Source organism: Serratia sp. DFXYC6 (genome assembly GCF_057196085.1).
The window spans coordinates 2,457,852-2,474,707 of record NZ_JBXUNV010000001.1 but is presented as its reverse complement, the minus strand read 5'-3'; the positions used below and the strand labels follow the sequence as shown (position 1 = coordinate 2,474,707).

The following is a 16,856-nucleotide window of genomic DNA, read 5'->3' as shown; positions in this document are numbered from 1 at the left end:
TATGTCTTCTTTGTTAAAGCATAAGAATCTCGGATTGGCGGCTGGGCTGCTGGTCACGCTGGGCGGGTTTTCGCAGAGCAGCTATGCGTTGTCGTGTAAGCAGAACGGCAGCATTCGCCAGGATATCGTGCTGGATAAGGCCATCAAGGTGTCGACGGCTAATACTGCTCCGGGGGCATTGCTGTGGCGTTCGCAGCCCTTTACCTCTACGTTCCAGTGCTCTGATACAGACAATATGCCGAAAGGCGAAGACGCATTTTTGTATTGGGATCCGCAGAATAAAATGCAAAACATCCACAATTCAATCGAAGTGGGTGTGACATTTAAAGGGATTGACGTCAAGCCGGTAAAGAATCAGCGTGAGAATGTTGGTCCGGGTACAGTATGTAGCAACCCGCCACGTTGTAGCAGGCCGGCGACGAGCCAAAGCGTCACCGTAACATACTCTATCTACATTAAAGCGACCGGCAAGGCACCGCCGGCGGGCGGAAAAATCACAGACAATAATGCCTATTCGGTGTTCCAGGTTGATGGCGTCGGCGGCTTGAACAGCCGTCCGAACAGCAACTTTAACGCCTACATCTCCGGGCTGGGCAATATTCAGTTTATCTCCTGCAACCCGAAAATCACCGTGGTGGCCAACAACGGTTCGACGGTGAACTTTGGCACCATTCCGCGTCAGAATGCGGTGGTGGGTAAAATCGAGAAGCAGGTGCCGTTCTCGGTCGCCGCCAATATGTCCGATCCAACGACCGGTCAAGACTGCAAAGGGGAAACGCTGCAGGCCAGCTTCAGCACCACCTACCCATTGCAGGATAACAGCGTGATCCTGCCGACCAGCGACAGCGGCTTCGGTATTTTGATCTCGCAGGCGGCGACGCCAAATACGCCGATCATGATGAACAGCCCGGTCGATCTGGGCCTGGTCAACGGCACCATCGTTGAAAAGAACTTTATGGCCAGCCTGAAATGGTTGAGCACCAACCCGAAGGTAGGGCCGTTCAGCGCATCGGCGAATATTGACGTCACCTTCAAATAATTCGGTGTCTCGTCAATAGAGAAAGGGTTCAGTTCTCGCGAACTGAACCCTTTTTTGTGCCTTATACCGCGCTGATTAACGCAGCCCCATCCAGCTGGTGCAAACGCCTTCCGGCGGCTTGCCGGCGTACCAGCGGGGCAGCGTGGGGGCATCGTGGCGCGGTTCGGCCTGCATTTCTATCGGCTGCGCCGGCCATTCTGCGACGTCCCAGCGGGTGGTGCGGCGATAGACCGCCGGGGTTTTGCCGAACTGTTTCTTGAAGGCACGCGAGAACGAAGGCTGAGAGTCGAAATGGTATTGCAGGGCGATATCCAGGATCGGTCGTGGAGTGGAGCGCAGCGCCTGCGCCGCCTGCGAAAGACGCCGCTCGCGGATATAGCTGCCGAGCGCGTGGCCGGTGGTGCTGCGGAACATGCGCTGCAGGTGCCATTTGGAGTAGCCCGACTTGGCGGCGACATTGTCCAGCAGCAGCGGCTGATCCAGATGAGTTTCAATCCAGTCTAGTAAATCGTGAATGATATTGACGCGATCCATGGTTTTAGTTCTCCCGCAAAAACGACATTCAGGTCACAGTGACTTAGCTTAATTATCCAAGAATATGCTTTGATAATAGGCGTGACTACGCCGTTACGCAAGGGTAAGCCGGGGATAAAAAGGTGGCCAAAAATGCTCTTTGAACGGCAGGGGAATAAAAGAAAGGCCGCATAAAGCGGCCTTTTCAGTAGGAAGTGACGGAAAATCAGTTAGTTTCCGGTTTCACTTCAATGTAGTTCAGACCCAGCACGCTGCTGGTGTAACCGCGGATCTTGTTGGTCATCTCGATATCGCCGTTCAGCTTGTGGCCGTAGGACGGGATGATCTCTTTCAGCTTGCTCTGCCATTCCGGCGTCGCCACTTTGTCTTTGAACACGGTTTCCATCAGGTGCAGCATGATTGGCGCAGCGGTGGAAGCGCCCGGCGAAGCGCCCAGCAGAGCGGCGATGCTGCCGTCTTCAGAGCTGACGACTTCGGTGCCGAACTGCAGCACGCCGCCTTTATCCGCGTCTTTCTTGATGATCTGTACGCGCTGGCCTGCGGTCCACAGCTTCCAGTCTTCCTGCTTGGCGTCCGGGAAGTACTCTTTCAATGCGGCGAAGCGATCGTCGTCGTTCATCATCAGCTGGCCGACCAGGTATTTCACCAGATCGAAGTTATCCAGACCGACGTGGGTCATCGGCATCAGGTTCGAGGTGCTCAGCGAGTGCAGCAGATCAAACAGCGAACCGTTCTTCAGGAACTTGCTGGAGAAGGTGGCGAACGGCCCGAACAGCAGCACGCGCTTGCCGTCCAGCATGCGGGTATCCAGGTGAGGCACGGACATCGGCGGCGAACCTACGCTGGCCAGGCCATACACTTTGGCCAGGTGCTGGTTGGCGATCTCCGGGTTGGTCGTGACCAAGAACTGGCCGCCGACCGGGAAGCCGCCGTAACCGTCGGCCTCAGGGATGCCGGATTTCTGCAGCAGGGTCAGGGACGCGCCGCCTGCGCCGATGAACACGAACTTGGCGTTAACGGTGGTTTCTTTACCGTCGCGGTTCAGATCGGCAACGGTTACGCTCCAGGTCTGGTCGGCGTTGCGCTTGATGTCGCGCACTTCGTGGCTCAGGTTCAGCTTGAACTTGTCGCTGGCGCTCAGTGCGTCAACCAGCTGGTGGGTGATCACGCCGAAGTTAACGTCGGTGCCCAGCGGCATGCGGGTCGCGGCGATTTTCTGCGCCGGATCGCGGCCGTTCATCACCAGTGGCGCCCACTGTTTGATTTGCGCAGGGTCTTCGGAGTATTCCATGCCGCGGAACAGGGTGCTGTGCTGCAGCGCCGCGTAGCGTTTACGCAGGAAGTTGACGTTGTCGTCGCCCCACACGAAGCTCATGTGCGGCACGCTGTTAATGAAAGATTTCGGATCTTTCAGGACATTGTTTTTCACCTGATAAGACCAGAACTGACGGGAGATTTCGAAAGACTCGTTGACCTTCACCGCCTTGCTGATGTCGATGGTGCCATCGGCTTTTTCCGGCGTGTAGTTCATTTCGCTGAAGGCGGAGTGGCCGGTACCGGCGTTGTTCCAGCCGTTGGAGCTCTCTTCCGCCACGCCGTTCATGCGCTCGTACATGTCGATGGTCCAGGTCGGCTCCAGCTCATGCAGATAGGTACCCAAGGTGGCGCTCATGATGCCGCCGCCGATCAACACCACGTCGACGGTTTTATTCTTCTCTTCAGCCGCCGCCTGTTGCGTAACGCCAAACAGGCTGAGACTGAAAATCAGGACGAGTAATTTTCTCATTGAATTAAATCTCTTGTGTGTAAATTCTACTCATTGCAGGTGAAAGAATTTAGCGGGAGTTACCCTGGAAATAATGAAGCCGACCGCCCGGCGTGAGCCGATAGGCAGCAATAATGCCTTTTTGTTAATAGGGTTTTTAACGAAAAGTGAACTATTGCAGGCCGTCCGGGTGCAAATTGATCGGTTCACGTTACTGGCGGGGTATTATTGTTTGCGAGAATGTTAAAAACTACTTTTGTAACTAAAAAAAATGAATATAAGCAAAAATAGGCCGGTTGCTGTCGTAGTAATAAACAAAGAGGGAAGAAAGGTCGTATAACCGCGTTATTTTCGGGGGTTAATTGTCGCGCAATTAAACGTTATTTCGTTATCACACAATAATTGCGGTTAAATTGCAAATACCTATCGGTAACCAATAATAAATGGCCGCCGTTGCGGGCGGCCATCGTGCAGAAGGCGGTTACTTGATGCCCATCGCATCGCGCATGGTGAAGAACAGATCGGTCTGATCGGTCAATCCCACCACGTTGGCGGCGTGCGGGCCGTAGGCCGCGACGCGCAATTGGGTGCCGGTGTGCCCCTGCGACTCTTCTTCCGAGTTGCCGTAGCTGAGGGTCATCGGCGCGCCGTCTTTGGTGGTCAGCATCTGGGTCAGGCCCGGCGCTTTGGCGTCGGCGGCGACGATCTGGCTGGAGTGTGCATGGTCGGCGGTGACGATCACCAGCGTGTTGCCGTCGGCGCGGGCGAAGGCCAGCGCTTTTTGCACCGCTTCGTCCAGATCGACGGTTTCACCAATCTGCCCGCACGGGTTAGCGGCGTGATCCTGCTTATCGATCGACGCGCCCTCTACCTGCAGGAAGAAGCCGTTCGGGTTATCTTTCAACAGTGCGATCGCTTTTTCGGTCATCGCCGCCAGCGTTGGCGTGGCCGCGGTGCGCGCCGGGTTGTTTTCGCAGGTTACCGCCGGCTTGTCGAGGTTGCCGTGATAGCTGGCTTTCGGCCCCAGCCAGCGCACCGGCATGTTGCCGTCGGCGAACAGACCCAGCAGCGGTTTTTGCTGGTTGGCCAGCGTAACGGCCTGCAGCTCATCCGCGTTGCTCACCCACTGGTAACCTTGCGCCGCCGCCTGATCTTTCAGCGATTTTCCTCGCCATTCGCCGCTTTTCGCCAGCTGGTTGAAGGACTTCGCGCCGCCGCCCAGCGTGACGTCGGCGCGGGTTTTCAGCAACTGCTCGGTGATGGAGCCGCGGCCGCCGTTTTCCAGCGCGTTAGCGGCGCATTTCTCGCTGGTTTCCTCCGGGCCGTAGCATTTGCGCGAGGTGACGTGCGACACCAGCGCCGCCGGCGTAGCGTCTTGCAACTCGGCGGTGGAGACGTTGCCGGTGGCCTTGCCGGCCGCCTTGGCGATCTCCAGCAGCGTCGGCTGATCTTTGCCGTTCACGTCCACGCCGAGCGCGCCGTTATAGGTTTTCACCCCGGTGGTCCAGGCGGTGGCGGAGGCGGCGGAATCGGTCACGTAATCCGGCTTGTGGGTTTTCTTGTCCAGCGAGTAGTGGGTGTATTGCCCGGTCAGCGGCAGGGCGTCGATGCCCTTGAAGTAACCGCCTGCGCCTTCAGCGTAGTTGCGCGCGGCGGTGATCTCGGAATCCCCCATGCCGTCGCCGATCAGCAGAATCACGTTTTTCGCCGTTTTGTCCGACAGCGACGCCTTCAGCGCGGCGGTCTGATCGCCGGCCAGACGACGGGCGCCGCCCGGTTCGGCGAGGTTGCCGCGCGCGGCGCGTTCGGTCAGGCCATCGGCATTGGCCGAGGTTTCCGCCGCGATGGCGGAGGAACAGAGCAGGGCGGACAGCACGGCGCCGGCGATCAGGGATACAGCAGGTTGCATGGGGTAAGCTCCTTGTCGTAATACAACAATGTAAATAACATCAAATTGTTACGAAAGGAGAGTAGAGCAGAGGGATGACAATTTTATGACAATGAAAGACGGGATGGCCCGGCGGCCACCCCGTTTGACAATCAGGCCGCGCGCGCCGGAATAGCCAGCCCGCGCTGCACCGCCGGCCGCGCCAGACCGCGCTCCAGCCACTGCGCGACGCGCGGGAAACTGTCGAACGCCACCAGTTCGCGCGCCTCATAGAAGCCGATCAGGTTACGCACCCAGCCCAGCAGCGAAATATCGGCGATGGTGTAGTCCGCACCCATGATCCAGTCGCGGCCTTCAAGGCGCGTTTCCAATACGCCGAGCAGGCGTTTCGATTCGTTTTTGTAACGCTCCAGCGGCCGCTTGTCTTCATATTCGCGCCCGGCAAACTTGTGGAAGAAACCGAGCTGGCCGAACATTGGGCCGACGGCGGCCATCTGGAAGAACACCCACTGAATGGTTTCGTAACGCTGCGCCGGATCCTGCGGCAGGAAACGGCCGCTCTTTTCCGCCAGGTAGAGCAGAATGGCGCCGGATTCGAACAGCGGCAGCGGCCGGCCGCCGGGGCCGTCGGGATCGATGATCGCCGGGATCTTGCCGTTCGGGTTCAGCGCCAGGAATTCCGGCGTCCAGGTCTCGTTGTTGCCGATGTCGATCAGGTGCGCTTCATAAGGCAGGCCGATCTCTTCCAGCATGATGGACACTTTGACGCCGTTCGGCGTCGGCAGAGAGTAGAGCTGCAGCCGTTCCGGGTGCTGAGCCGGCCAGCGTTTGACGATCGGGAATTGGGTGGAATCGAGCATGGAAACTCCTCGGGTTGGCGGGGTTGCTTAAGCGTACCCCTTGAGTATTGCAGTAAAACTACCCCGCCGCCGGGTTACACCGTGAGGTCAAAATGTGCGGCCAGCGCTTTTTTACCGGCGGGGGGCAGCTGCAGTTCGCGGCTGTCGAGCCGGCGGACGATCCAGCCGCGTTGGATAAAGGCGGCTAACAGCGCGGCGCCCAGCGCGCCACCGAGGTGAGAGCGGCGTTCGCTCCAGTCCAGGCAGCCGCAGGCGAAGCGGCGGCGGGTGGGAGCGGGGGAGCAATCGACGCCCAGCCGCGCCAGCGCGGCCTGACCGATGTCGCTTAACCGGTAGTCTTCCTCGCCGGTCAGCCAGTTCAGCGCATGCAGCCGATCGTGCAGCTTCACCGCCACCTCGCCCGCCATATGGTCGTAACAGGTGCGAGCATATTGCAGCGAGGTGGGCGTGCTGCTTTTCACCGACGGGCGCGGCACGCCCGCCAGCGCCATCAGACCCTCCAGCGCTGCGGCCACCGGTTGCCCGGCCAGCCGAAAATAGCGATAGCGCCCCTGTTTGACGCAGGCAATCAGCCGCTGCTCCAGCAGCTTCGCCAGATGTGCGCTGGCGGTAGACGGGGCGACCTCGACCGCCGCGCTGAGCTCGGTGGCGGTGTAGGCGCGCCCATCCATCAACAGGCACAGCATGCGCGCCCGGGTGCGGTCGGCGATGGCGGCGCTCAGCGCCGCTAAACGATCTTCTATCTCGATGTTATGCATACTTCGAGGTTAGACGAAGTATGACGGCGCGTCCATCGCTAGCCTGTAGCTATCGCAGTCTGGTGCTGTGCGTCCGTGTCCGCTGGATATTGATGAGCGGGCGTTGAAATCGGTGCAGTGGCGCCGTTCACTGAATGCGCGCGTGCCGGAATTTTACCGTTGAGAGGAGACGAGGATGATTGCCGTGATTTTTGAACTGCAGGCCGCCGACGGGCTGCGCGATACCTACCTGACGTTGGCGGCGGAGCTGAAGCCGCTGCTGGCGCAGATCGATGGATTCATTTCCATCGAGCGGTTTCAAAGCCTGGCCGATCCTGCGCGCCTGCTGTCGCTCTCCTTCTGGCGCGACGAGGCGGCGGTGCAGCAGTGGCGCAATCTCGAGCAGCACCGGGCGGCGCAGGCGCGCGGCCGTGGCGAAGTGCTGGCGCAGTATCGGCTGCGGGTGGCGGAGGTGGTGCGGGACTACGGGCTGGAAAGTCGCGACCAGGTGCCGCAGGATAGCCGTTGTTATCACCGTACCTGAGAAAAAGCCCGCCGCCGGCGGGCTTTCACCCGCTATTTCGCCTCGCTGCCCACCTTCATCGCCCCGGCGTAGCTGGCGCCCATCCCCCAGGCGGCGCCGTGGTCGCGAGCGATCTGCAATACGCCCCCCGCCGTGGCTTTACGGCTCCAGTCCTGCTGCCATTCCAGCATCAACGCTACCCAGTTGATGGGCGTGGCGCCCGCCTGAACCAGACGCTGCATGGCGTTGTTTTGGCTGTCTGGCGTAATGTCGCCGGTGACGTCCGACAGGATATAAACCTCATAACCCTCGCCCAGGGCGGACAGCGCCGGCAGCATCACGCAGCTGGCGGTCCACAGCCCGCCGATGATGATTTTCTTGCGGCCGGATTGTTTGATCAGATCCACCACGCGCCGATCCTGCCAGACGTTGATGGCGGTGCGGTCGTACACCTGCAGGTCCGGGCGCGCCTGCGTCACCTGCTGGAATACCGGCCCGGCGAAGCTTTTGGCGTTGGCCGAGGCCAGAATGGTCGGCACGTTGAACACTTTGGCGGCCTTGGCGATGCCGGCGGCGTTATTCACCAGATTGGTTTGATCGATAGAGGAAATGGTCATGCCGAACATGTCCTGCAGATCGACCAACAGCAACAGGCTGTTGTCGGCGGTCAGCGGCTGCACATAACCCGCCTGGCGGCTATCGGCGGCGGGGGATTGCGCCAGCGCGGCGACGGGGGCGGTGGCGGCGCTCAGGCCGAGCATCAGGGCGAACAGGGTCTTTTTCATTATTAACTCCATTATTATCAGTAGATTAAATTCACTTACCACTCAGGGAAGCGGTTGGATAAAGTCTACTTAGGTTGTTGGGGTTAATAATCTGTGTTTTATTGAATTTATAATTAACTATCAGGACATAATATGGACGTGCTACTGACGATGCGCGCCTTTCGCCGCGTGGTTGAGCGCAACAGTTTCTATAAGGCGGCGGAGGATCTGGCGATCACGCCGGCGGCGTTGAGCAAGCAGATTAAGCAGTTGGAAAGTCGGTTGGGGACGCTGTTGCTCGTGCGCACCACCCGCAGCATGAGCCTGACCGAAGCCGGGCAGATCTATTACCAGGAAGCCTGTCGGTTGCTCGGCGAGTTCGACGCGCTGGAACAGACGGTTGCCGCCAGCGCGCAGCAGGTCTCCGGCACGCTGCGGGTCAATGCGCCGCTCTCATTCGGCCTGACGGTGCTGTCGCCGCTGTTGCCGCTGTTTATGCAACGTTACCCGCAGTTGCAGGTGGAACTGACGCTGGACGACAGGGTATTGGACGTAGTGGCGGCTGGTTTCGATATTTCCTTGCGCATTCGCCGACGGCTGCCGGACTCTTCCCTCAGCGCCCGGGCGCTGGGTGAAGTGCACCAGCGAATTTGCGCCGCGCCCGGCTATTTGGCGCAGCACGGCATGCCGCAAACGCCGAATGAATTACAGCGACACAGCTGTCTGGCCTATTCCCTGGCGGAAAGGCCGGGGCAGTGGCAGTTCACCGCCGGCGAGGAGAGCCTGAGCGTGGCGTTCACGCCCCGGTTGATCGCCAACAACAGCCTGATGCTGCGGGATATGTTGGTGGCGGGATTGGGCATCGGTTCGCTGCCGTCGTTCGTGGCGGATCCCGAGATCGCCGCCGGCAGGCTGGTGCGGCTGTTCCCTGAACAGATTGCCGACGTGCATCAGGTCTTCGCGGTTTACCCGACGCGCCGGCATGTGCAGCAGAAAGTGAGTTTATTCACCGAGTTTGTGCGAGAGCATGGATTGATGACGGCGAATTGACAACGGCGTACGGTTGTCATATTCATTAGCTATGAAAAAATCCTACCGCCCATTCGCGCAAATTATTATCACCCTTCTCCAGAGGGTGGGGTAGCGCGTGTGTCGCCAATAAAAACCCGCCGGCAGGCGGGTTTTTTTATCCCCTTCCGGCAACGACCGGAGAACGTCATGAAAACCTACCCTGCAGTTTTACACCTGATGTGCGGCAAGGCCGGCGCAGGCAAATCGACGTTGGCGCAGCGTTTGGCCCAGCAGCCGCAAACGCTGTTGCTGAGCGAAGATGCGTGGCTGGCGACGCTGTATGAACAGGAGATGGCCAGCCTGCAAGACTACGCGCGCTGCTCCGACCGGTTGCGGCGGGCGCTGGGCGGGCACCTCGTTCAGCTGCTGCGCGGCGGTTGGTCCGTGGCGCTCGATTTCCCGATGAATACGCCGGACAGGCGGCGCTGGGCCAAAGCCTTGGCGGAGGAGGCCGGCGTCGCGCACTGCCTGCACTTTCTCGACGTCAGCCATGCGCAGTGCCTGAACCGGATAACGCTGAGAAATGCGCGCGGCGAACACCCGTTTACACTGAGCGAGGCGGAGTTTGAGCACCTGGCGCAGTATTTTGTTCCCCCGGCGGAAGAGGAAGGGATGACTATCTTGCGTTATGGCGAACGGGACTGAAAACCGGCGCCATGACGGCGCCGGCAACAGGGTTAGGCTTCGGCGTTAAACGCGTTGTGGAATGCGACTTCCGCGCACGGCAGCGCGCCCTGGAAGGCGATGGCGCGGAAGTAGTCTTGTGGCACGCCCGGCAGGGTCAGCGCGTCCTGCGCCTGGAAGCCGAAACGGCCGTAATAGCTCGGCTCGCCCAGCACCACGCAGCCTGCGGCGCCGCGTTCCTGCAGCTCGGCCAGCAGCCGGCGAATAAGCCGGCTGCCGATCCCCAGGTTCTGACAGGCCGGCAGCACCGATACCGGCGCCAGCCCGAACCAACCGACGGCGCCGTTGCTGAGTGCGACCGGTGAGACGGACGCGTGCCCGAGCGGTGTGCCATTGTGCTCGGCGACCAGCGACAGGGTGAGGGCTCCCGCCGCGCGCAGCGCATTGACGATAAACTGCTCGGTGTGGCTGCTGTGTTCGGCGTGCAGGAATGCGGCGGCGGTCAGGGTGGCGATGGCGCCGACGTCGGCCGGCGTTTCGTGGCGTAACGTGATGTTCATGGTTGTATCCTGATTCAATAACGCTGTGCCGACCGGGCTGCCTGCCCGGCCGGTATCGATGATTAACGGTTATCCAGCTGCGCCCGCACGGCCTTGAGCCCGGCGAAGGTGACGCGATAAGGGCGCCCCTGGCGAGAGAGGATCAGGCGTTTGGTTTTGAGCTTGGTGAAAACGGCCAGCGAGCAGTCGGCCAGGCCGAGCCCTTCGCGGGTGTAGCATTCGACGTGGGTGACGCGACCGGCGTCGTTGCGGGTGAAGGCGATATAGCCGCCTTTGGCCAACACGTGCAGCACGCGTTGTTCCGCTTTGGAAATGTTCATGTTGGGAGATCCTGTAATAACCCCAGATACGCGCATCCCCGCGCAAACGCGCGTCGGATACGTCAGAGTCCCTCGCCATGCGGCAAGGAAGCGACTATCGGGTGGTTACAATCTCCAACATACAGGCCTCGGGCAGTGAAAAACGCCAGGACGGCGTTTAAGCGCAGTTAATGTAGCCAATGGCCGGTTGGCTGTCAATTTGCCGGCGACGCGGGTCGCCGGCGCAAGGCCAATCAGAAAGGTTTGGTCGGCAGGTATTTGCCGTCCAGGGTGATCACCGCGCGTTCGCCGCCGTCCGGATCGGCGACCTTCTTGATATCCAGCTTGAAGTTGATGGCGCTGATGATGCCGTCGCCAAACTGCTCGTGCACCAGCGCTTTCAGCGTGGAGCCGTAGACCTGCAGCATTTCATAGAAACGATAAATGGTCGGGTCGGTCGGCACGCCGCCGGGAATGCTGCCGCGCAGCGGGATGGTTTGCAGCAGCTGCACCGCTTCTTCATCCAGCCCCAGCTTGGCCGCCACGGTGCGCGCTGCCGGTTCCGGCAGCGCATGCTGCCCGAGTAGGGCGGCGGTGACAAACGCCAGGCTGAGGCCGGTGCCCTCGGCCAGCGCTTCGAACGTCAGGTTATGGCGGATCTTGGCGGCCATGATGGTGTCGGTGAGCGCTTCGCGCGGGGCGGCGTTATGCAGAGAGTGTGTCATGTTGGCTCCTTTTGTTGGCTTAAAAACGGGCGATCGCCGGCGTGGCGGTCACCTCGGGATGGGTGGCGAGCGGCACGAAGCGGCGGGTTTCGCCGTCCAGCGCCTCGATAGCGCCGCTGGCGATGTCATAGACCCAGCCGTGCAGCGTCAGGCGGCCCTGATCCAGCGCCAGGGCGACGGAAGGGTGCGTTTTGATGTTGTTGAGTTGGGCGATGACGTTCTCGCGCACCATCGACGCGACCCGCGCTTCGTCGCAGGCGTGCGGATAAGCCTGATTGACCGCCTTGGCGGAATCGGCGTAACGCAGCCAGCCGGCGACCGTTGGCAGGTGATCCAGACATTGGCAGGTGGCGATGGCGGTCATCGCGCCGCAGTCGGAATGGCCGCAGATCACGATATCTTCCACGCCCAGCGCGGCGACCGCGTACTCGACCGAGGCGGTCACCCCGCCGGGTTCGGGGCCGAAAGAAGGCACGATGTTGCCGGCATTGCGGATAACGAACAGATCGCCCGGCTCGCGCTGGGTGACCAGCTCCGGCACCAGGCGGCTGTCGGAACACGAGATAAACAGCGTACGCGGATTTTGGCGGGTCGCCAGCCGCTGAAACAGCGCCGTGCGTTCAACAAAGGCTTCGCGCTGGAACTTCAGGAAGCCCTCAATTACCTCTTTCATTGTTTTTCTCCCAGGGGGTAAGCGATGACGGCATGATGAACGCTTCTGGCTATAGGGTCTAAGACCCATTTATAATGCTGGCTATAGGTTTTACTAATAGTTGGGGCGCTATGCTGCTGCGACATATCCGTTATTTTCTGGCCGTGGCCGAACAGGGCAATTTCACCCGTGCCGCCGAAGCGCTGCACGTCTCGCAACCAACCTTGTCGCAGCAGATCAAACAGCTGGAGGATGCGCTGGGAGCGCCGCTGTTCGATCGCAGCGGCAGAAGGGTGCAGCTGACCGACGCCGGTGAGGCCTGGATGCGCTATGCGCGCCTGGCGCTGCAGGATCTGGACGCCGGCGCGCGGGCGATCCATGACGTGGCGACGCTGGCGCGCGGCCATCTGCGGCTGGCGATGACCCCGACCTTCACCGCCTATCTGGTGGGGCCGACGATCGATGCGTTCTACCGCCGCTACCCGGGGATTACGCTGAGCATTGAGGAGATGGCGCAAGAGCGGATTGAGGCGCTGCTGGCGCAGGATCGGCTGGATCTGGGCATCGCCTTTGAGATGGCGCAGTCGGTGGAGGTGGAAGCGACGCCGTTGTTCAGTGAGACGCTGGAGCTGATGGTCGGCGCCGAACATCCCCTGGCGGCGCGGCGCCGGCCGCTGACGCTGGCGGAATGGCGGCATCTGCCGCTGGCCTTGCTGAGCGGCGATTTCGCCACGCGCCAGTTTATCGATCGCTACTGCACGCAGCTCGGTTTCCGGCCGCTGGTGGCGGTGGAGGCCAATGCGTTGGGCGCTATCGTCGAGATCGTGCGGCGCGGGCAGCTCGCCACGCTGTTGCCGGCCGCCATTGCACGCGAGAACCGGCAGTTGAAAAAAGTGGCGCTGGACAACGCCATGCCGGCTCGGCAGGCGGTGTTGCTGCAGCGCCAAGGCGCTTACCGCAGCGCCGCCGCACAGGCGTTTATCGCCGTTTTGCAGCAACAGGGCGTTACGCCAACGCCCCCCAGCGCTGCGTCATCCCCAGCAGATGCACCAGCCCGAAGCCGAGGCAAATCAGCGAGCTGACGATGATAAAGCGTTGGCTGCGGCCGGTGTCGCGCAGGGCGAAAGGGCCGGCGACGCCGCGCAGCAGGTAGATAAAGGTGATGATAAACAGCGCGGGCCGCAGCAGCGGCAGCGGCGCGATCAGGCCCGCGCCGGACAGCGCATACAGCGCCCAAATAAACAGCACCAGCGCGATACCGGCGGTGACGACGGCCGGGAACTTTTTACCCGCTTCCGCCGCCTTAATGAAGCGATCGCCGGCGCCGCACAGCCGATAGCCGCCGGCGCCGCACAGCCGATAGCCGCGCGGCCCGGCGGTGATCACCCAAATATGCAGCAGGGCGGCGATGGCGCTCAGCGCAGCGCCGATCAGCAGCGCGGTGTTATAGAGGTGTGGCATGGTTCAGCATCCTTGTCATCAACATGTCTGGCATCAAGCGTAGACCAGAATGGGTAAGTCAGGCCGGGGGGAGCTCAACGGCCGACATTTGCAGCGCGTCTTCAGGCACCACGCGGGCCTGCGCATCGATAAATGCCAGCTGCACCGGCAGCCCGCTGTGTTTATCCACCAGTTGAACGTGGGGGCTGTCATGCAGAATATGCCGGTGGCCCCATGCCATCAGCGCAACCAGGATGGGCCCCAGGCTGCGCCCCTTGTCCGTCAAGACATATTCATGTCGCTCACGCTCGCCCGGCTCCCGGTAAGCGCGTTTGGCCAACAGTTCTTGTTCTACCATGGCATTCAGACGGTTGCTCAGCGCCTGGCGCGAAGCGCCGATATTCTCGCGCAGCTCTTCAAAACGGCGAACGCCGTAGAATGATTCGCGCAGGATCAGCAACGTCCAGCGATCGCCAAGCAGGTCCGCGGCCTGCGCCAGCCCGCACAGGGCAAGAGAAACGGTAGGGAGATCGGGAGATTTTGACATGGGCATTTTCCTTCGCTAGTCTAAGTCTTGTTTTTAGACTTATCTATATTCAAGGAGAGTATAATGCCATTTGTTAATGTGCAAACGGTGAAAGGCATGCTGGATGAACGGCAAAAAAGCGAATTGCTGTCCCGCATTACCGATCTGTTGGTGGAGATAGAAGGGCGAGGCGATCCGGCGTTCAGACAGTCGGTTTGGGTCAGAATCGATGAACATGCGCCCGAACAATGGAGCCTGGGCGGTGTGAAGCCGACGGCGGCGATGATTGCCGCGAAGTTCCCGCCGCGTTAATTCAACTATGCCGCCTGCGAAAAGGATAGGATGCCGCAGGCGCTCAAAATGTCACCGAAACTTCCCGCGATCTCTGTACCCCGTTGTGGCATAATGCGCGCCAAATCACATTCCCTATGTATAAAGAGCGAGCGCTGTGTTAAGCACTAACAACATCACCATGCAGTTCGGCAGCAAGCCGTTGTTTGAAAACATCTCTGTCAAATTCGGCGGCGGCAACCGTTACGGCCTGATCGGCGCCAACGGCTGCGGCAAGTCCACCTTTATGAAAATCCTCGGCGGCGATCTGGCGCCGAGCGGCGGCAACGTGTTCCTCGATCCGAACGAGCGCCTGGGTAAACTGCGTCAGGATCAGTTCGCCTTCGAGCAGTACAGCGTGCTGGACACCGTGATCATGGGCCACACCGAACTGTGGGCGGTGAAGGAAGAGCGCGACCGCATCTACGCCATGGCGGAGATGAGCGAAGAAGACGGCTATAAAGTGGCCGATCTGGAAGTGGCCTACGGCGAAATGGACGGCTACAGCGCCGAAGCGCGCGCCGGCGAACTGTTGCTCGGCGTGGGTATTCCGGTGGAGCAGCACTACGGCCCGATGAGCGAAATCGCGCCGGGCTGGAAGCTGCGCGTGTTGCTGGCGCAGGCGCTGTTCTCCGATCCGGAAATCCTGCTGCTCGACGAACCGACCAACAACCTGGACATCGACACCATTCGCTGGCTGGAAAACGTGCTCAACGAGCGCAACAGCACCATGATCATCATTTCGCACGACCGTCACTTCCTGAACATGGTCTGCACCCACATGGCGGATCTGGACTACGGCGAACTGCGCGTTTATCCGGGCAATTACGACGAATACATGACAGCCGCCACCCAGGCGCGCGAGCGTCTGCTGGCGGACAACGCCAAGAAGAAGGCGCAGATCAGCGAGCTGCAATCGTTCGTCAGCCGCTTCAGCGCCAACGCCTCCAAATCCAAGCAGGCCACCTCCCGCGCCCGCCAGATCGACAAGATCCAGCTGGAAGAGGTGAAAGCCTCCAGCCGCCAGAACCCGTTCATCCGTTTCGAACAGGACAAGAAGCTGTTCCGTAACGCGCTGGAAGTGGAAGCGCTCACCAAGGGCTTCGACGAAGGCCCGTTGTTCAGCAAGCTGAACCTGATGGTGGAAGTGGGCGAGAAGGTCGCGGTGCTGGGCGCCAACGGTATCGGTAAAACCACCCTGCTGAAAACGCTGGTGGGCGACGCGCAGCCGGACAGCGGTACCGTGAAGTGGTCGGAAAACGCCCGTATCGGTTACTACGCGCAGGATCACGAATACGAGTTCGACGACACCCTGAGCGTGTTCGACTGGATGAGCCAGTGGAAGCAGGAAAAAGACGACGAGCAGGCGGTGCGCAGCGTGCTGGGCCGTCTGCTGTTCAGCCAGGACGACATCAAGAAGAAAGTGAAGGTGCTGTCCGGTGGCGAGAAGGGCCGCATGCTGTTCGGCAAGCTGATGATGCAACGCCCGAATATTCTGGTGATGGACGAACCGACCAACCACCTGGATATGGAATCCATCGAATCGCTGAACATGGCGCTGGAGATGTACGAAGGCACGCTGATCTTCGTCTCCCACGACCGTGAGTTCGTCAGCTCGCTAGCGACGCGCATTCTGGAAATCACCCCGAACAAGGTGATCGACTTTACCGGCAACTACGAAGACTATCTGCGCAGCCAGGGCATCGTGTAAGCCTCGCGGCAACGCATCAGGGCGGGAATTATCCCGCCCTTTTTTTATCCGTCATTCCCCGCCGCACACCTCGCAGTGCGGATCCTTCGGCAGCTTTATCTCGCGGAACTGCATGCTCATCGCATCGAACATCAACAGTTTGCCGCGCAGCGGCTGACCGTAGTCGGCCAGCAGCTTGATGGCTTCCATCGCCTGCAGGGTGCCGATGGTGCCGACCAGCGGCGCCATCACGCCCGCTTCGACGCAGGTGAGGGCGCTGTCGCCGAACAGCCGGCTCAGGCAGCGGTAGCAGGGCTCGCCCGGCTGATAGGTGAACACGCTGAGCTGGCCTTCCATGCGGATCGCCGCGCCGGAAACCAGCGGTTTGCGCAGTGCGTGGCACAGGCGGTTCAGGGCGTCGCGCGCCGCCACGTTGTCGGTGCAGTCCAGCACCAGATCGCAGGCGGCGATCTCTGCCGCGACCGCGTCATCTTCCAGACGACCGTCGATGGCATCGATGCGGATATGCGGATTGATGGCGCTCAGCTCCTGCCTGGCGGAGCTGACTTTGCTCTGGCCGATGCGATCGTCGCGGTGCAGGATCTGGCGCTGCAGGTTGGAGAGCGAGACGGTGTCGAAATCCACCAGCACCAGATGGCCGACGCCGGCCGCCGCCAGATAAGGCGCGGCGGCGCAGCCCAGCCCGCCCAGCCCGGCGATCAGCACGCGGGCGGCCTTCAGCTTCTCCTGGCCGTCGAAGTCAAAGCCGCGCAGGACGATCTGGCGGTTGTAGCGCAGCGCTTCGGCGTCGGTCAATTCCGGCAACATG

Annotated in this window: 20 protein-coding genes; 7 read left to right on the top strand and 13 right to left on the bottom strand. The window is 60.7% G+C overall.

The window, feature by feature from the left end:
• The first annotated feature begins 1 nt into the window (after nucleotide 1).
• Nucleotides 2–1,039 (top strand): fimbrial protein, encoded by a 1,038-nt coding sequence (locus tag AC2CGQ_RS12095; RefSeq protein ID WP_015377185.1) that lies wholly within the window; start codon nucleotides 2–4, stop codon nucleotides 1,037–1,039.
• Between the two features lie 75 nt (nucleotides 1,040–1,114).
• On the opposite strand, the gene AC2CGQ_RS12090 is transcribed toward AC2CGQ_RS12095, so the two are convergent.
• The 5 genes from AC2CGQ_RS12090 to AC2CGQ_RS12070 all read right to left on the bottom strand — a co-directional run bounded on the left by AC2CGQ_RS12090 (nucleotide 1,115) and on the right by AC2CGQ_RS12070 (nucleotide 6,844).
• Nucleotides 1,115–1,573, bottom strand: a complete 459-nt coding sequence (locus tag AC2CGQ_RS12090; RefSeq protein ID WP_004939075.1) for a helix-turn-helix domain-containing protein — start codon at nucleotides 1,571–1,573, stop codon at nucleotides 1,115–1,117.
• A gap of 205 nt (nucleotides 1,574–1,778) precedes the next feature.
• A complete protein-coding gene (locus AC2CGQ_RS12085; RefSeq protein WP_015377186.1) occupies nucleotides 1,779–3,359 on the bottom strand; it encodes a malate:quinone oxidoreductase in 1,581 nt (526 codons plus the stop codon).
• Nucleotides 3,360–3,819: 460 nt separating this feature from the next.
• Nucleotides 3,820–5,247: an alkaline phosphatase gene (gene phoA, locus AC2CGQ_RS12080; protein WP_160125259.1), complete on the bottom strand. Its 1,428-nt coding sequence runs from the start codon at nucleotides 5,245–5,247 to the stop codon at nucleotides 3,820–3,822.
• 131 nt (nucleotides 5,248–5,378) lie between these two features.
• Complete coding sequence (locus AC2CGQ_RS12075; protein ID WP_004939065.1) at nucleotides 5,379–6,086, bottom strand: glutathione S-transferase N-terminal domain-containing protein; 708 nt, start codon at nucleotides 6,084–6,086, stop codon at nucleotides 5,379–5,381.
• Nucleotides 6,087–6,160: 74 nt separating this feature from the next.
• A complete protein-coding gene (locus tag AC2CGQ_RS12070; protein WP_015377188.1) occupies nucleotides 6,161–6,844 on the bottom strand; it encodes an ArsR/SmtB family transcription factor in 684 nt (227 codons plus the stop codon).
• Between the two features lie 175 nt (nucleotides 6,845–7,019).
• Here AC2CGQ_RS12070 and AC2CGQ_RS12065 point away from each other — a divergent pair, with 175 nt between their 5' ends.
• Complete coding sequence (locus tag AC2CGQ_RS12065) at nucleotides 7,020–7,367, top strand: antibiotic biosynthesis monooxygenase family protein (RefSeq protein WP_015377189.1); 348 nt, start codon at nucleotides 7,020–7,022, stop codon at nucleotides 7,365–7,367.
• 32 nt (nucleotides 7,368–7,399) lie between these two features.
• On the opposite strand, the gene AC2CGQ_RS12060 is transcribed toward AC2CGQ_RS12065, so the two are convergent.
• Nucleotides 7,400–8,131 carry an isochorismatase family protein gene (locus AC2CGQ_RS12060; protein ID WP_015377190.1) on the bottom strand — a complete coding sequence of 244 codons (732 nt, stop codon included), beginning with the start codon at nucleotides 8,129–8,131 and terminating at the stop codon, nucleotides 7,400–7,402.
• Nucleotides 8,132–8,263: 132 nt separating this feature from the next.
• On the opposite strand from AC2CGQ_RS12060, the gene AC2CGQ_RS12055 reads away from it, so the two are divergent.
• Together AC2CGQ_RS12055 and AC2CGQ_RS12050 are read left to right on the top strand one after the other, a co-directional pair.
• Nucleotides 8,264–9,160 (top strand): LysR family transcriptional regulator, encoded by an 897-nt coding sequence (locus tag AC2CGQ_RS12055; protein WP_015377191.1) that lies wholly within the window; start codon nucleotides 8,264–8,266, stop codon nucleotides 9,158–9,160.
• Nucleotides 9,161–9,328: 168 nt separating this feature from the next.
• Nucleotides 9,329–9,826, top strand: a complete 498-nt coding sequence (locus AC2CGQ_RS12050) for a P-loop nucleotide/nucleoside kinase family protein (protein ID WP_015377192.1) — start codon at nucleotides 9,329–9,331, stop codon at nucleotides 9,824–9,826.
• Nucleotides 9,827–9,858: 32 nt separating this feature from the next.
• Here AC2CGQ_RS12050 and AC2CGQ_RS12045 read toward each other — a convergent pair whose 3' ends face one another.
• The 4 genes from AC2CGQ_RS12045 to AC2CGQ_RS12030 form a co-directional block, all read right to left on the bottom strand.
• The gene (locus tag AC2CGQ_RS12045; RefSeq protein ID WP_156865359.1) at nucleotides 9,859–10,365 is read right to left on the bottom strand and encodes a GNAT family N-acetyltransferase; all 507 of its coding nucleotides are present in this window, start codon (nucleotides 10,363–10,365) and stop codon (nucleotides 9,859–9,861) included.
• A 62-nt stretch (nucleotides 10,366–10,427) separates the two neighbouring features.
• The gene (locus AC2CGQ_RS12040) at nucleotides 10,428–10,685 is read right to left on the bottom strand and encodes a YjhX family toxin (protein WP_004939031.1); all 258 of its coding nucleotides are present in this window, start codon (nucleotides 10,683–10,685) and stop codon (nucleotides 10,428–10,430) included.
• A 233-nt stretch (nucleotides 10,686–10,918) separates the two neighbouring features.
• The gene (gene cynS / locus AC2CGQ_RS12035; protein WP_004939029.1) at nucleotides 10,919–11,389 is read right to left on the bottom strand and encodes a cyanase; all 471 of its coding nucleotides are present in this window, start codon (nucleotides 11,387–11,389) and stop codon (nucleotides 10,919–10,921) included.
• A gap of 19 nt (nucleotides 11,390–11,408) precedes the next feature.
• The gene (locus AC2CGQ_RS12030) at nucleotides 11,409–12,062 is read right to left on the bottom strand and encodes a carbonic anhydrase (protein WP_015377194.1); all 654 of its coding nucleotides are present in this window, start codon (nucleotides 12,060–12,062) and stop codon (nucleotides 11,409–11,411) included.
• 110 nt (nucleotides 12,063–12,172) lie between these two features.
• Here AC2CGQ_RS12030 and cynR point away from each other — a divergent pair, with 110 nt between their 5' ends.
• Entirely contained in the window at nucleotides 12,173–13,123 is a 951-nt protein-coding gene (gene cynR, locus AC2CGQ_RS12025) for a transcriptional regulator CynR (RefSeq protein WP_015377195.1), read from the top strand.
• Here cynR and AC2CGQ_RS12020 read toward each other — a convergent pair.
• Together AC2CGQ_RS12020 and AC2CGQ_RS12015 are read right to left on the bottom strand one after the other, a co-directional pair.
• Nucleotides 13,047–13,502: a hypothetical protein gene (locus AC2CGQ_RS12020; RefSeq protein WP_166444984.1), complete on the bottom strand. Its 456-nt coding sequence runs from the start codon at nucleotides 13,500–13,502 to the stop codon at nucleotides 13,047–13,049. The two genes, cynR and AC2CGQ_RS12020, sit on opposite strands and share 77 nt — an antisense overlap.
• Nucleotides 13,503–13,560: 58 nt before the next feature.
• Nucleotides 13,561–14,028 (bottom strand): winged helix-turn-helix transcriptional regulator, encoded by a 468-nt coding sequence (locus tag AC2CGQ_RS12015; protein WP_088381402.1) that lies wholly within the window; start codon nucleotides 14,026–14,028, stop codon nucleotides 13,561–13,563.
• Nucleotides 14,029–14,091: 63 nt separating this feature from the next.
• Between AC2CGQ_RS12015 and AC2CGQ_RS12010 the strand changes: the two genes are divergently transcribed.
• Together AC2CGQ_RS12010 and AC2CGQ_RS12005 are read left to right on the top strand one after the other, a co-directional pair.
• Nucleotides 14,092–14,319: a tautomerase family protein gene (locus AC2CGQ_RS12010; RefSeq protein ID WP_015377198.1), complete on the top strand. Its 228-nt coding sequence runs from the start codon at nucleotides 14,092–14,094 to the stop codon at nucleotides 14,317–14,319.
• Nucleotides 14,320–14,455: 136 nt separating this feature from the next.
• Entirely contained in the window at nucleotides 14,456–16,048 is a 1,593-nt protein-coding gene (locus AC2CGQ_RS12005; protein ID WP_048322591.1) for an ABC-F family ATPase, read from the top strand.
• Nucleotides 16,049–16,099: 51 nt separating this feature from the next.
• On the opposite strand, the gene moeB is transcribed toward AC2CGQ_RS12005, so the two are convergent.
• Complete coding sequence (gene moeB, locus AC2CGQ_RS12000) at nucleotides 16,100–16,855, bottom strand: molybdopterin-synthase adenylyltransferase MoeB (RefSeq protein WP_099981684.1); 756 nt, start codon at nucleotides 16,853–16,855, stop codon at nucleotides 16,100–16,102.
• Nucleotide 16,856: the final 1 nt, after the last annotated feature.

Coding starts and splice junctions, on each gene's coding strand:
- AC2CGQ_RS12095 (WP_015377185.1), top strand. CDS start 2: ATGTCTTCTTTGTTAAAGCATAAGAATCTCGGATTGGCGGCTGGGCTG.
- AC2CGQ_RS12090 (WP_004939075.1), bottom strand. CDS start 1,573: ATGGATCGCGTCAATATCATTCACGATTTACTAGACTGGATTGAAACT.
- AC2CGQ_RS12085 (WP_015377186.1), bottom strand. CDS start 3,359: ATGAGAAAATTACTCGTCCTGATTTTCAGTCTCAGCCTGTTTGGCGTT.
- phoA (WP_160125259.1), bottom strand. CDS start 5,247: ATGCAACCTGCTGTATCCCTGATCGCCGGCGCCGTGCTGTCCGCCCTG.
- AC2CGQ_RS12075 (WP_004939065.1), bottom strand. CDS start 6,086: ATGCTCGATTCCACCCAATTCCCGATCGTCAAACGCTGGCCGGCTCAG.
- AC2CGQ_RS12070 (WP_015377188.1), bottom strand. CDS start 6,844: ATGCATAACATCGAGATAGAAGATCGTTTAGCGGCGCTGAGCGCCGCC.
- AC2CGQ_RS12065 (WP_015377189.1), top strand. CDS start 7,020: ATGATTGCCGTGATTTTTGAACTGCAGGCCGCCGACGGGCTGCGCGAT.
- AC2CGQ_RS12060 (WP_015377190.1), bottom strand. CDS start 8,131: ATGAAAAAGACCCTGTTCGCCCTGATGCTCGGCCTGAGCGCCGCCACC.
- AC2CGQ_RS12055 (WP_015377191.1), top strand. CDS start 8,264: ATGGACGTGCTACTGACGATGCGCGCCTTTCGCCGCGTGGTTGAGCGC.
- AC2CGQ_RS12050 (WP_015377192.1), top strand. CDS start 9,329: ATGAAAACCTACCCTGCAGTTTTACACCTGATGTGCGGCAAGGCCGGC.
- AC2CGQ_RS12045 (WP_156865359.1), bottom strand. CDS start 10,365: ATGAACATCACGTTACGCCACGAAACGCCGGCCGACGTCGGCGCCATC.
- AC2CGQ_RS12040 (WP_004939031.1), bottom strand. CDS start 10,685: ATGAACATTTCCAAAGCGGAACAACGCGTGCTGCACGTGTTGGCCAAA.
- cynS (WP_004939029.1), bottom strand. CDS start 11,389: ATGACACACTCTCTGCATAACGCCGCCCCGCGCGAAGCGCTCACCGAC.
- AC2CGQ_RS12030 (WP_015377194.1), bottom strand. CDS start 12,062: ATGAAAGAGGTAATTGAGGGCTTCCTGAAGTTCCAGCGCGAAGCCTTT.
- cynR (WP_015377195.1), top strand. CDS start 12,173: ATGCTGCTGCGACATATCCGTTATTTTCTGGCCGTGGCCGAACAGGGC.
- AC2CGQ_RS12020 (WP_166444984.1), bottom strand. CDS start 13,502: ATGCCACACCTCTATAACACCGCGCTGCTGATCGGCGCTGCGCTGAGC.
- AC2CGQ_RS12015 (WP_088381402.1), bottom strand. CDS start 14,028: ATGTCAAAATCTCCCGATCTCCCTACCGTTTCTCTTGCCCTGTGCGGG.
- AC2CGQ_RS12010 (WP_015377198.1), top strand. CDS start 14,092: ATGCCATTTGTTAATGTGCAAACGGTGAAAGGCATGCTGGATGAACGG.
- moeB (WP_099981684.1), bottom strand. CDS start 16,855: ATGTTGCCGGAATTGACCGACGCCGAAGCGCTGCGCTACAACCGCCAG.